The organism is Paractinoplanes globisporus DSM 43857 (genome assembly GCF_000379645.1).
GTDB classification, from domain to species: domain Bacteria; phylum Actinomycetota; class Actinomycetes; order Mycobacteriales; family Micromonosporaceae; genus Actinoplanes; species Actinoplanes globisporus.
In genome coordinates this window covers 263,786-275,816 of record NZ_KB903350.1, presented here as the reverse complement: position 1 = coordinate 275,816, position 12,031 = coordinate 263,786, and the positions used below count along the sequence as shown (strand labels likewise).

The 12,031-nt window shown below is 72.5% G+C and carries 14 protein-coding genes and 1 pseudogene; 6 read left to right on the top strand and 9 right to left on the bottom strand.

Annotated elements, in window-relative coordinates:
* Nucleotides 1-6: 6 nt before the first annotated feature.
* Nucleotides 7-1,383, bottom strand: a complete 1,377-nt coding sequence (locus A3CQ_RS0145795) for an alpha/beta fold hydrolase (protein ID WP_020517700.1) — start codon at nt 1,381-1,383, stop codon at nt 7-9.
* A gap of 61 nt (nt 1,384-1,444) precedes the next feature.
* Here A3CQ_RS0145795 and A3CQ_RS0145790 point away from each other — a divergent pair, with 61 nt between their 5' ends.
* On the top strand, nt 1,445-1,903 hold the full coding sequence (locus A3CQ_RS0145790) for a GNAT family N-acetyltransferase (RefSeq protein ID WP_040434138.1): 459 nt from the start codon (nt 1,445-1,447) through the stop codon (nt 1,901-1,903).
* Between the two features lie 77 nt (nt 1,904-1,980).
* Here A3CQ_RS0145790 and A3CQ_RS0145785 read toward each other — a convergent pair whose 3' ends face one another.
* Nucleotides 1,981-4,536, bottom strand: coding sequence for a winged helix-turn-helix domain-containing protein (locus A3CQ_RS0145785; protein ID WP_020517698.1), 2,556 nt, complete (start codon nt 4,534-4,536; stop codon nt 1,981-1,983).
* A gap of 110 nt (nt 4,537-4,646) precedes the next feature.
* Between A3CQ_RS0145785 and A3CQ_RS0145780 the strand changes: the two genes are divergently transcribed.
* The 4 genes from A3CQ_RS0145780 to A3CQ_RS0145765 are packed head-to-tail and all read left to right on the top strand — an operon-like array spanning nt 4,647 to nt 7,134.
* Entirely contained in the window at nt 4,647-5,327 is a 681-nt protein-coding gene (locus tag A3CQ_RS0145780; protein WP_020517697.1) for an SDR family NAD(P)-dependent oxidoreductase, read from the top strand.
* The gene (locus tag A3CQ_RS56385) at nt 5,324-5,953 is read left to right on the top strand and encodes an aldo/keto reductase (RefSeq protein WP_020517696.1); all 630 of its coding nucleotides are present in this window, start codon (nt 5,324-5,326) and stop codon (nt 5,951-5,953) included. The genes A3CQ_RS0145780 and A3CQ_RS56385 overlap by 4 nt, the downstream gene beginning before the upstream one ends.
* 15 nt (nt 5,954-5,968) lie before the next feature.
* Nucleotides 5,969-6,886, top strand: coding sequence for a DUF1295 domain-containing protein (locus A3CQ_RS0145770; RefSeq protein ID WP_020517695.1), 918 nt, complete (start codon nt 5,969-5,971; stop codon nt 6,884-6,886).
* Nucleotides 6,883-7,134: a hypothetical protein gene (locus A3CQ_RS0145765; protein WP_020517694.1), complete on the top strand. Its 252-nt coding sequence runs from the start codon at nt 6,883-6,885 to the stop codon at nt 7,132-7,134. The genes A3CQ_RS0145770 and A3CQ_RS0145765 overlap by 4 nt, the downstream gene beginning before the upstream one ends.
* A gap of 67 nt (nt 7,135-7,201) precedes the next feature.
* On the opposite strand, the gene A3CQ_RS56380 is transcribed toward A3CQ_RS0145765, so the two are convergent.
* From A3CQ_RS56380 to A3CQ_RS56375, 3 genes are all read right to left on the bottom strand, one after another.
* Nucleotides 7,202-7,651, bottom strand: a complete 450-nt coding sequence (locus A3CQ_RS56380) for a hypothetical protein (protein WP_157297127.1) — start codon at nt 7,649-7,651, stop codon at nt 7,202-7,204.
* Nucleotides 7,652-7,716: 65 nt separating this feature from the next.
* Entirely contained in the window at nt 7,717-8,958 is a 1,242-nt protein-coding gene (locus A3CQ_RS0145755) for an enolase C-terminal domain-like protein (protein ID WP_020517692.1), read from the bottom strand.
* Nucleotides 8,955-9,797, bottom strand: coding sequence for an NAD-dependent epimerase/dehydratase family protein (locus A3CQ_RS56375; RefSeq protein ID WP_020517691.1), 843 nt, complete (start codon nt 9,795-9,797; stop codon nt 8,955-8,957). The genes A3CQ_RS0145755 and A3CQ_RS56375 overlap by 4 nt, the downstream gene beginning before the upstream one ends.
* A 38-nt stretch (nt 9,798-9,835) precedes the next feature.
* Between A3CQ_RS56375 and A3CQ_RS0145745 the strand changes: the two genes are divergently transcribed.
* Nucleotides 9,836-10,222 carry a hypothetical protein gene (locus tag A3CQ_RS0145745; protein ID WP_020517690.1) on the top strand — a complete coding sequence of 129 codons (387 nt, stop codon included), beginning with the start codon at nt 9,836-9,838 and terminating at the stop codon, nt 10,220-10,222.
* A 1-nt stretch (nt 10,223) separates the two neighbouring features.
* Here A3CQ_RS0145745 and A3CQ_RS64460 read toward each other — a convergent pair whose 3' ends face one another.
* The 4 genes and pseudogenes from A3CQ_RS64460 to A3CQ_RS0145730 form a co-directional block, all read right to left on the bottom strand.
* Complete coding sequence (locus tag A3CQ_RS64460) at nt 10,224-10,553, bottom strand: Clp protease N-terminal domain-containing protein (RefSeq protein ID WP_387697964.1); 330 nt, start codon at nt 10,551-10,553, stop codon at nt 10,224-10,226.
* Between the two features lie 87 nt (nt 10,554-10,640).
* A pseudogene (locus tag A3CQ_RS63460) lies at nt 10,641-10,841 on the bottom strand (Clp protease N-terminal domain-containing protein); the annotation flags it as partial.
* Between the two features lies 1 nt (nt 10,842).
* Nucleotides 10,843-11,079, bottom strand: coding sequence for a hypothetical protein (locus A3CQ_RS0145735; RefSeq protein WP_020517688.1), 237 nt, complete (start codon nt 11,077-11,079; stop codon nt 10,843-10,845).
* Between the two features lie 92 nt (nt 11,080-11,171).
* Nucleotides 11,172-11,903 carry a VOC family protein gene (locus tag A3CQ_RS0145730; protein WP_020517687.1) on the bottom strand — a complete coding sequence of 244 codons (732 nt, stop codon included), beginning with the start codon at nt 11,901-11,903 and terminating at the stop codon, nt 11,172-11,174.
* Nucleotides 11,904-12,031: the final 128 nt, after the last annotated feature.

The following is a 12,031-nucleotide window of genomic DNA, read 5'->3' as shown; positions in this document are numbered from 1 at the left end:
CGGTCGTCACGACTCCGCGAGGACCCGCGCCATCACCTCCGCGAACGCCGCCGGCTGATCGAACATCGACCGATGGCCCGCGTTCTTGAGCGTGACGAGCTCCTTGTGCGGCGCCTTCAGCGCCGAATACCAAAGACCGAGATCCCGTACGCGGGCGGGAACCTCACGATCTCCGGCGACGAAATACACGCGTACGGAGAGAGCGGGCACCTGCCTCGCGAAGTCGATGTCGCGCACCCGCGGGTAGTAGGCGTCGAACGAGTCGAGGAAGCCGGACAGCACGTGGACCTTGTCGAGCGTGCCCAGCTCGGGCGCCTCGACGTTCTCGAGCAGGGCGTCGCCGTTGGTCGTGCCGTACACCCGGTCCTCGTTGAGGATCATCGGCTCGTACCCGTAGATGTTCGCGTAGGGCGGCGGGCCCACGTCGGTGAGGCGGGCGAGCAACTGGCCGTCGCCGTGGGATCGGGCCCAGGCGACGGTGTCGGCGTACTGCGTGCGGTCGCTCGTGGTCGGGTTGGCCACCTGGCCGACGCCGACGTAGGCCGCGAAGGCCTCGGGCTCCTCCTGGACGGCGAGCGTCGCGCCGATCGTGCCGCCCGAGTGCGCCACCAGGAAGATCTTGTCGCGGCGGAAGCGGTTGCGCAGGTACTCCGTGACGGCGAGGACGTTGCGGGTCTCGTTCTCCACCGTGAACGTGGGCGTCGGGTCGAGCGCGCCGAACGAACGGCCGCCACCGCGCCGGTCCATCGTCACCACGACGAACCGCTGCTCCAGGGCGCCGAGACGTTCGCGCATCGCGCGCAGCTCCGAACCGCCGGGCGAACCGGGGACGAACAGCATGACCGGGAGGTCGGCACGGGCGCCCCGGATCATGAGACCGATCTTCCCGGCGTACGCAAGCTCGGAAATGCCGCCCCGGATCGGCGTGGCGCGCCCCGGGAGAGCGACCACGACGGCGGTCGCGAGAACCACGACGGCCAGCACGCCCGTCACGAAGCGGCCCACCCACCGCCAGGGGCTGCGGCTGTGCCGCGTGGAACCGGCGCCGTACGCGGCGGCCACGCCCATGGGCAGCAGGGTGAGCAACGCGTAGAAGCCGCGCCCGACGATCAGCGCGAGAATGCCGAGGTCGGTCGGGCGCGGATAGTCCACGGTCGGCCCGGTGAACCCCACCCGGGTGACCTCGCCGGCCACCGCGAACAGCACCGGCGCCAGCAGGATCGCCCAGCGTGACCGGTAGACCCGGCCGGCGAACACGCCCACCGCGACGCTGATCACGATGATCAGCAATGCTTCGTACGGGAAGATCGGGCCGCGCGGTCGCCAGAACGCGACGAGCACACCCCAGACCAGCGCCGGCAGGAGCCCTACGCCGCGAACCATGGTCGGACGTTAGTGGAAAATCACTCCGGTCCGCTGCCCCCGGATGGATAACGTCCGTGCCATGAATGCGCGCCGAGCCGGCCCCGATGACGCTGACGAGTTGGTACGCCTACGCGCCGTGTTGTTGACGAGCATGAATCCCGATACATGGGACGACGACTGGCGCAAGCCGGCCCGCGAGGCGCTCCGCGAACGGCTACCGTCGTCGACGCTGGCGGCCTTCGTCGTCGACCGGCCGGACGGCTCCGGGCTGGCGTCGTGCGCCGTCGGAACGATCGAGCACCGGCTCGGCGCACCGGGCGACCCGGCCGGCCGCACGGGCTACATCTTCAGCGTCGCCACCGACCCGGAGATGCGGCGGCGGGGCTTCTCGCGGCTGTGCGTGACCGCGCTGCTGGAGTGGTTCCGGGCGCAGGGCGTGCGCAAGGTCGACCTGCGGGCCTCGGCTTCGGGCGAGGGGCTCTACCGGTCGCTCGGCTTCGTGCGCACAGCGGACCCGGCGATGCGGCTGCGCCTGTAGTCGCCGAGCCACTCGCGGACCCGGGCGAAGTGGTCGTCCCTGACGCAGGGCGATCGGATGCGTTCGGTCGGCGGGTGTCAGAGGCGGGCGGTGGAGAGGAGGCGTAGGTCGCGGCCTCGTTGGACGGCGGTTGAGCGGTCGGTGGCGCCCAGCTTTGTGTAGATGTGGCGGATGTGGGTGTTGACGGTGTTCACCGAGATAGAGAGTTCGCCGGCGATCTCGGGGCGGGTGAGGTTGGTGGGGAGGTAGCGGAGGACGCGCAGCTCGCTGGGGCTGAGTCGGTCGGGTGGTGGGTCGGCCGGGGTGGGGCGGGCGCGGCTGCCGTTTCGTACGTCGAGGATGTCGGCTATCAGGGCGGCGTGTGACGTCTCGGCGGAGGGCAGGGCGGGCAGCAGGTCCCAGGCGCCGGTGATGGCGAACGGGAGGATCAGGCGGTCCGGCTCGGCCAGGTGCAGGGCGGGTTCCAGGGACGCGCGGGTGGCGCGGTCGTCGGCCCGGGCGTGGCTCGCGAGCGCGTCCAGCAGGTGGGTCTCGACCTGGGTGAGGGTGCTGCCTTCGGGGGCGTGGCGGGCGGCGGCGGGATTGCCCTCGGCCAGGCTGACCGTGGCGGCGGCGTTGCGGATCTCGGGGGTGGCCAGCAGACGAGGGTCGAGACCGGACAGGGCGTCCCGGGCCTCGGATACCTCGCCGAGGCGGGCCCGGGTGGCGATGGTCAGCGCGGTCAGGCGCGGGCCCAGCGCGTGCTCGCCGGCCATCGCCGCCCGCACCCGGTGGGCCTCCGCCAGCTCGGCCAGGGCCGGACGGTGGTGGCCGCGGGCCGCCGCGAGGATCGCGGACACCAGGTGGATGAGCAGTTGGAGGCCGGGCTCGCCGCCGGCTCGGGTGGCGTGCCGGGCGCGGTCGAGCCGGCGTTCGCCGTGGTCGAGGTCGCCGGTCGCGATGAGGATCGCGGCCAGGGTGGCCTGGGCGGGGGCGATCACGGGCTCGGACTCCCAGCCGTGCCGGGCCGCCTGGGCGATCGCCTCCTCGCAGTTCCGTCTGGCCTCGGCCAGGGATCGGTCGGTGGTGGCGAACCCCAGATGGGCCAGGCAGGCCACCTCCAGGTACGGCCGATGGAGGTCGCGGGCCAGGGCGGCGCCCTCGGTCAGGTACTTCTCGCTCTCGGCCAGGCGCAGCGACCAGGCGTGCGTGACGCCGAGGTTCAGCAGCGCCACGGCGCGGAGGTCGCCGGCGAGCGCGACGTCGGCGGGCGATTGCGCCGGCCCGGCGGCGGGCAGGACGTCCACCTGCGCCAGGACCTCCTCGAAGCTGCCGCGCAGCCGGGCCACGAGCAGGTCCAGCGAGGCGAGGGTCATTCGCCGGCGGGGTGTGGCGGCGTCGGTGCGGGCTGCGTCGAGGTGAGCGGCGGCCTGGTCGAGACGGAGCTCGTTCAGGTCGGCGATGGCTCGGACCAGGCCCAGGCCGGGGAAGTCGTCGGCGATCCGGGGCGGGAAGTCACGCAGCAGCGCGGCCACGGTGGCGGCCTGGCCGTCCAGGGTGAGGCTGAGGGCATGGTCGGTGAGCAGGCCGGCCGCGCCCGGCCAGTCACCGGCCGCCTGCAGGTGGCGGATGGCGTCGGCGGTCCCGGCGTGGTCGGCGAGCCATCGCGCGGCCAGCCGGTGCAGCCCGGAGATGTCGGCGGCGGCGGTGCGGCGCAACTCCAGCCGGAGCAGGTCGCCGAACAAGCGGTGGTAGCGGAACCAGGTACGGCCGGGGTCGAGCGACACGACGAAGGCGTTCGCGTCCTCGAGGCCGAGCAGCATCCGTTCCGATCCGGTGGCGCCGGTGAGCAGGTCGGCCAGCTCGCCGTTGACCCGGTCGAGCACGGACGTGCGCAGCAGCATGCGGCGCACCTCGGGCGGCTGTCGTCCCAGCATCTCGGCCATCAGGTACTCGGCGACCGTGCGATCGCTGCCGGAGAACTCGGCGACAAACCGCTCGGGATCGGGGTGCCCGGCGAGCGACAGCACGGCCAGCCGCAGCCCGGCCGCCCAGCCCTCGGTCCGCTCGTGCAGGGTTGCCAGCAGCGGCCCGGGCAGCTCGACCCCGGCGACGGCCAGCAGGCGACGGGTCTCGTCCGGGCTGAAGGCCAGACGCTCGGCCCGGATCTCGGCGAGGTCGCCCGCCAGCCGCAACCGGTGCAGGCGCAACGGACGCTCGCCCCGGGTCGCCACCACCGCGCGTACGCCCTCGGGAAGCTGCGTGAGCAGCGCCGTGAGTTGCTCGATGGCCTCGGGGGACGTGAGCTCGTGCAGGTCGTCGATGATCAGGATGCGGGGCGCGCCGGGCGCCGCGAGCTCGGCCCGGACCCGCTCGGTCATGGCCGGGCCGTCGAACGCGGGCGCGGCGGACGGGGCAGCGGTGCCGCGAAGAGCGCCGAGCAGCGCCAGCCAGAACAACTGCGCGTCGTGCTGGCCCGGTTTCACCGAGAGGAAGGCGACGCGGTCCTGCCGGTCGGCCCAGGCCCGCAGCAACGACGTCTTGCCGCTCCCGGCCGGGGCCGAGACGACCGTGACCCGCCTGCCGGCCGCGCCGTCCAGCGCGGCCATCAGATCATGACGGTCGATCAGCGTCCCGCCGTCGCCTCCGGACACCGGGCCAGCCTAGCTCCGCCGAAGATCGGCGCAGTTCACCGGAATCCGGTGACGACCTCTCACCCTCCGCCGAGCGAGGCTGGCGGCATGACTGAACTGCAGGTGCACCCATGAGCGCGCGGGTGGCGATCGTGGTCGGAGCGGGCGGCGAACTGGGGCGGGCGACGGCCGAGAACCTGGCCGGCGCCGGTTTCACGGTCGCCGGGATCGACCGCGACGAGGACCGTCTCAAGGAACTGCCCGACGGGATCGGGTACGAGGTCGGCGACGCGACCGACCCGGCCGCGGCCAAGGATGTCGTCGACCGGGTCGCGGCCCGGCTCGGCCCGCCCGAGGTGCTGGTCAACACCCTCGGGACCTACCACACGGGCGGATTGTCCGAGGCGACGCCGGACGACCTGCGCCGGATGATCGACGTCAACGCCGGCGCCGCGCTGTGGCTCACCCAGGCCGTGGCCCCCTACATGCAGGAGCGTGGCGGGGGATCGGTCGTGCACGTCGCCGCCCGGCCCGGACTCGAGCCGGCCGCGGGCGTGCTCACGTACGGCGTGAGCAAGGCGGCGCTGGTCCATCTCGTCCGCTCGCTCGACCTCGAGCTCCGCCCGCTCGGAATCCGGGTCAACGCCGTCGCGCCCGCCCTGCTCGACACGGCGAAGACGCGGCCGTACCTCCCGCCCGAGGTGCTGGCGCACGCGGTGGCGCCGGCGGCGATCGCCGGCATCATCGCGTTCCTGGTCAGCGACGCCGCCGCGCCGGTGAGCGGCGCGGTGTTGCCGGCCTACGGCCCGTGAGCGCGGGCGCCGTCGACGGCGGGACGTTCGCGCTCGGGCGGTGGCGGGTGCGCCGGGCCGGGTACGGCGCCATGCAGCTGGCCGGGGACGGCGTCTTCGGGCCACCGCGGGACCGGGACGAGGCGATCCGGGTGCTGCGCGCGGCCGTGGCGGCGGGGGTGGATCACATCGACACCGCGCAGTTCTACGGGGCGGGCACGGTGAACGCGCTGATCCGGGAGGCGCTGCATCCCTACCCGGACGGGCTCGCGATCGTGAGCAAGGTCGCGGGCGGCGGGCTGCGCCGCGGGATCGAGCAGAATCTGGCCGCTCTCGGCGCCGAGCGGCTGGCGGCGGTGAACCTGCGGGTGATGGAGCCGGCCGAGATCCCGGGCGCGCGGTTCGATGCCGACCCGCTGATCGGCGCGCTCGGCGACCGGCTCGGTGCGACACCGACTCAGGTCCAGCTCGCTTGGCTGCTCGACCTTGCCCCGAACGTCCTGCTCATTCCCGGCACCCGCACCCGGGCGCACCTCGCCGAGAATCTCACCGCCGCCGGCGGCATCGGCCTCGACGAGGCGGCGCGCGCGGACCTGAGCCGGCGGTTTCCGGCGCCCGGCGAACGCTCGACTTCGGACCGGAGGTGAGAGCAAGCTCTTGTCATGGCTGTCGATCTCGGCACGTCGCGGCGGACGGGCTTTGCCGTGGTGGTGGGCGTTTACGTCGCGGCGGGGCTGGCGGCGTGGGTTGTCGTCGCGGTGGGCCGGGGCGGGCATCCGCTGGGGCTCACGTTCTGGGCCGATCTCGTGGCGACCCTCGTCGTGTTCGCCGCGAGCGTGGTGGTGGGGAACGCCAGCCTCTACGACCCGTACTGGAGTGTGGCGCCCGGCGTGATCGTGGTGGCCTGGGTGTGGTGGCGGTCCGGCGGAGACCTTGGCGCGATCACCGGGCGGCAGTGGGCCGTACTCGTGCTGGTCCTGGTGTGGGCGGTTCGGCTGACGGCCAACTGGGCCGTGTCGTGGCGCGGGCTCGGGCACGAGGACTGGCGGTACGTGCAGCTGCGGGAGACGCGCCCGGGATGGCTGCCGTGGTGGGTGATCAGCCTGACCGGGATTCAGGTGATGCCGACGCTGGTGGTGTTCGGCGGGCTGCTCGCGGTGTGGCCGGCGGTCACGGTGACCGGGCGGTCGTGGGGCTGGCTCGACGTGCTCGCGGTGCTGGTGACGGGCGCGGCGATCCTGGTCGAGGCGGTCGCGGACCGGCAGCTGCACCGGTTCGCGGGGGATCCCGGGAACCGCGGGCGGATCATGGATCGCGGACTGTGGCGGTACTCGCGGCACCCGAACTACCTCGGGGAGATCAGTTTCTGGTGGGGGCTCTGGCTCTTCGGGCTGGCCGCGGCGCCCCGATGGTGGTGGACGGTCGCCGGGCCGGTCGTGATGATCCTGCTCTTCGCGTTCGTGAGCGTGCCGATGATGGATCGGCGGTCGCTGGCGCGGCGGCCCGCGTACGCCGAGCACATGCGACGGGTCCCGGCCCTGATTCCGGCGCCCGGGCGGGGATCTAGGATGGCCGCATGAGCGATGAGATCACGGCTGAGCAGCTTCGTCAGGAACTGAAGGACGTCGACGAGGAGCTCGCCGAGCTGCGCCGGCTGACCGGCGACGCCGAGGCGCGGCGCGGGCAGGACAGCGACACCTCCGAGGGCTATATCGAGCCGGAGGAGATCGCCACCGAGCTGACCGGCATCGCCGAGACCGAGGCGGTCATCGACACCCTGGAGCAGCGCCGCGAGCGCATCGAGGCGCAGCTCAAGGCACTGGGCTGAGCCGAGGCAACCGACGCACCGGCCGCGTGGCGGTGGGTCACGTGGCCGGGAAGCACGGGCCGGTGGGTCAGGCGGCCGGCTGCATCGTCTGGGACGCCGGAAGGGCGGCGGCGATCGGCTCGGCGGGCGGGAGGGCCTCGGCCAGGCGGGCGATCGGCGGCGGCTCGACCGGGATCGGGATGGCGGCCGCGCCGGCGCCGGCCGGCTTCGGCTTACGTTTCGGCGAGCGGGCGGACGAGTTGCCGCCGCGGCCGGGATAGACATACAGCCCGTTGACCGGGTCGGGGGTGGCGTCGAGCGCCGCGGTCACGACGGGCAGGGCCCGGAAGCGGTCCCACTCCTCCGACTCGCGGAACGCCACCTCCAGGACGACGCCGCCGGGGATCACGGTCCACTCCCAGCGGCGGGCGCCGTTGGTGATGGCCGCCTCGAGCAGGGCCTCCCCGTAGCCGTCCTTCCACCGCTGAGCGGGGAGAACACCGTCGCGTACCTCGATCGACCACCACCGCATACTCATGGCTTCGAAGGTACGCCTCGTTTTCATGTTTCAGGGGGCCTCGAGGGCGCCCTCCGAGGGGCTTTTCAGGGGGCCTCGATGGCGCCGTCCGGACGGCGGACCGTGGCGGCCCAGCGCTCGTGGCCGCCGATCACCGGGGGATGCTCGGCGGCGAGCTTCTCGTCGAGGTCGACGCCCCAGCCGGGCGCGGTCGACGGGCGGGCGTAACCGGCCTCGACCACCGGCGTACCGGGGAAGATCTCGTGGACGACGTCCGGGTAGATGTGGCCCTCCTGGATGCCGAAGGCCGGACTGGCCAGGTCGAGCGCGAGGTTGGCGGCGGCGCCGACGGGGGAGACGTCGGCGGGAGCGTGCCAGGCGGTCTGGACGCCGGACAGCTCGCACAGGTCGGCCAGCTTCCGGGCCGGGGTGAGGCCGCCGATCGCGGAGGTGTGACAGCGCAGCAGGTCGACGCCGCCCGAGGTGACCAGCCGGGCCGCCTCGGTGACCGAGACGGTGAGCTCGCCGCAGGCGATCGGGACGGGAGAGGCGGCGCGCACCTCGGGGAGCCGGTCGTAGTGCTCGGGCGCCACCGGATCCTCCAGGAAGAACAGGCGGTACGGCTCGAGCGAGCGCGCCAGCATCACGGCCTGTTTCGGGGTGAGACGGCTGTGCACGTCGTGCAGGAGCTCGATGTCGTCGCCGAGGCGGTCGCGGGCGGCCGCGAACAGGCGCGGGGTCTGCGCGAGGTAGTGCTGGACGCTCCAGCCGTCGGGGTAGGGCGCGAGCGGGTAGCCGCCCGCGCGGCCGGGAGCGCCGTAGGTCCCCAGCCCGGGCTGGCCGGTCTGCAGGCGTACGTGCGAGAAACCGGCGCCGACGAGCGCCGCGGCGTGATCGAGGGTCTTGTCGATCGTCTCGCCGGAGGCGTGCAGGTAGACCGGGACGTCCCCGCGCAGCCGGCCACCGAGCAACTCGTGGACCGGCATGCCGGCCCGTTTGCCCGCGATGTCCCACAGGGCCATGTCCACCCCGGACAGGGCGCTGTTCAGCACCGGCCCCGACCGCCAATACGCCGAGAAATGCAACATACGGCTTATTTCGGAAATGTCGGAGACGGGCGTGCCGACCAGGAGCGGGGCGATGTGCGTCGAGAGGGAGGCCACGACGGCGGCGAAGCGCTGGTGGAAGGTGGCGCAACCCAGGCCGTAAAGCCCGGGCGTCGAGGTGTCCAGGCGGACGACCACCAGGTTCACGCCTTCCGGAGCGGTGACGATCACCCGCACCCCGGTGATCGTGATGGGCTCTCGTGCGGTCCAGGGCGGCTTCATCCGCGTACCTCGAACGGGAATTTGACCTTGAAATCGAGCAGGTCGCGGGCCGGAGCCAGATCGATCGGCACGGTACGCCCGGGAAACGCCGGCCGGGGAACCCCGGGGTGGAACCGGTCGAGGAGCCACTCCGTGGGCTGCGGCGCCAGGGTCTCGGGCGCGGCGACGTACAGGATGTGGAGGCCGGCCACCGCCGGGCGCAACCCGGAGACCAGCGCCCGCGCCGCATCCCGATCGTCCAGATAGCTCCACAGGTCCGCCGCCCCCATCTGCGGCGAATGCCCGAAATTTCGGGAGAATTCGCTCAGGCGGCCGGCCGCCGTCCCGACGAACGGCAGGCGGAACGCCACGACGCTCATCCCGTACCGCCGGTGGATCATCGCGGCCGTGGCCTCGTCGATCTGCTTCGACAGGGCGTACGGATCGGTGATCTGCAACGGCAGCGCGGTGTCGATCGGCAGGTACGGCATCCGCAGCGGCCGGCGCGCGAACGGCAGCCCGCAGATCGCATAGCTGCTGGCGAACGACGCCCGCGTCACCCCGGCCCGCCCCGCCCGATCGAGCACGGTGAAAGTCGCGAGCGTGTTGTGCCCGAACACGACCTCGTCCGGATCGTGCAGTGGGGTCGGGATCGCCGCCAGGTGGATCACATCGGTGACGTCGCGCAGCGCGTCGTCCACCGTTGCCGGATCGCGCGCGTCCCCGACCACGACCCGGTCGGCTTCGATCGGGGAAACCTCGTCGAGAACGAGCGCCGTGACCGGAATGCCGCGTTCGGCCAGCAGAGCGAGCACAGCCGTCCCGATCAGGCCGGCTGCGCCGGTCACGAGCACACGCATTGCTCCATTATCATCAACGCCGCTGGGAGGGTGACGCGATGGCGTACCGGGTCGCTTACAACGGCGAGGACATCGAGCTCGCCACCCTGGATGCCGCCCTCGACTGCGCCCGCAACGCGATCGCCAACGACTTCGACTGGTTCGACGGCTGGGCGGTCGAGCACGACGAGGAACTCGACGACTGGTTCGTGCAGGCCGTGCGCAACGGCCGCCGGGTCGGGCCGACCGCGGTGGTCTCCGGGCCCGGCGGCCGCGTCGTCGAGGAGTGGGAGCGGCGGGTCACGTTCATCGGGCGCACGCCGGCCGAGGCGTTCGCGCTGGCGGCCGCCTGGCTCGAGCGCCGGCCCGAGCTCGACGTGCTCGGCGACGTGGGCTGGCACCACACCGCCAACGGCCACCAGCTGCGCATCTATTTCCGGGGGTAGGTCACGCCGCCGTCTTGTCGACGGAATCGGCCAGGTCCTCGCGCAGCTTGCCGAAGTCGACGTCGTGGTCGGTCAGGACCCGGCAGGCCAGGCCCTCACCCTCGCGCAGGATGCCCAGCATGATGTGCTCGGGCGCGATGAAGTTGTGGTGCAGCCGCAGCGCCTCGCGCAGCGCGAGCTCGAGCACCTTCTTGTTCCGCCGGGAGAACGGGATGTGCCCGCCGCCGCCACCGCCGGCGTAGAACCGGCCGAACAACCCGCGCCGGCGCGGCGCCTCCCGGGGCAGGCGCAGCGAGCCGGCGCCGAAACTCTCCTCGATCGCCGCGCGCACCTTGTCGAGGTCGATGCCGATCGCCTTGAGGGCGGCCGCGTCCTCCTCGTCGGGCTCGGTGAAGGACAGATCGGGCGGGGAGCCCCCGACGAGCCGCTCGACGTCGGCGCGCGCGACGGACGCCTCGACGCCGTAGGGGAGAAGCAGCGCCGCGACGGCGCCGTGGTCCTCGTCGAGCAGCGCGAGCAGCACATGCTCGGTGCCGATGAAGGGATGCCCCAGGTCGCGGGCCTCCTCCTGGGCGTTGACGACGATGGCGCGTGCGGCCGTCGTGAACCGTTCGAACATGTCAGCCCTCCCGTGGATCGCGCGCCGGCATGAGGTGCGCGTGCTTTTTGTGTACGCCCTGGCGGGTCACCTCGAGCGCGTCGGCGATCTCCTGCCAGGACCAGCCCTTGCGGCGAGCATTGGCCACCTGCAGGTGCTCGAGGCCCTCCAGCAGGCGGCGCAGGGCGACGACCGCGCGCAGGCCGACCCGTGGATCGGCGCTGCCGGCGGCGGCGGCGAGGTCAGTTGCCTCAGTCATGCCTGTCAACCTACGTTGACATCGCGGGTACGTCAACCCCGGTTGACACGGAGGGCGCAAAAAAGGCCGGCGGCGAGCCGGCCTTTTCTGGATCAGCCGCCGTACGTCAGCTCGAACCCGATGATGTCGTTGTAGGCGACCGAGAGCTCGACCGGCCGCGGCACCGGCGCGGTGATCGCGAACGCCGCGCCCATCGGATCGACGATCTCCACGTACCGACCGAGGCCCATCTCCATCGGCCCCGCGGTGATCCGGCCGCCCAGCCGTCCCACGTGATCGGTCAACTCGGGGCAGTCGGCCACCTGGAACGACGGCTGCCAGCGGTGCTCGTACCGCCCGGTGATCAGCCCGGCCACCGAGTCGTGCGCCTCCGTCAGCCACTCGCCGCTGCCGAACTCGTGCGTCAGCGACCAGCCGAACACCGAGCCGTAGAACGCGGTCGCCCCGGCCACGTCGTCGGTCAGCAGATCGGACCACGCCATCGTCCCCGGCTCGCCGCGCAACTGCGTGCCCGCGAACCCGGCCGCCTGCCAGAGCCCGAACAGCGCGCCTCCGGCGTCCGCGACGATCACGCTTCGTGCGCCGGGTCGCTCTTCCGGCCGGGTCATCATTCGCCCGTACGCGTCGAGCACCCGTTCCGCCGTGCCGTTCAGATCGGGCGCCGCGAGGTACGTCAGCCAGCCGTCGGGCCGGTCCGGCCGGCTCGCGCTGATGCCGGCGACGGCGCGCCCGTCCACCAGGAAGCGATCGCCGTCTCTCGTCCAGCCGAACAGGTCCGTATAGTACGACGCCGCCCCGGCCGGGTCCGGCGTCGTCAGCTCCACCCAGCAAGGGGTCGATGGCGCAAAGCCTCTGATCCGCATGTGCCGCTCCAACGTGGATGTCCCCGAGTTGGGACCACCTTACGACACCCAATACGCTTCGTCACTACCCACGGGTTCAATGTCCGTTT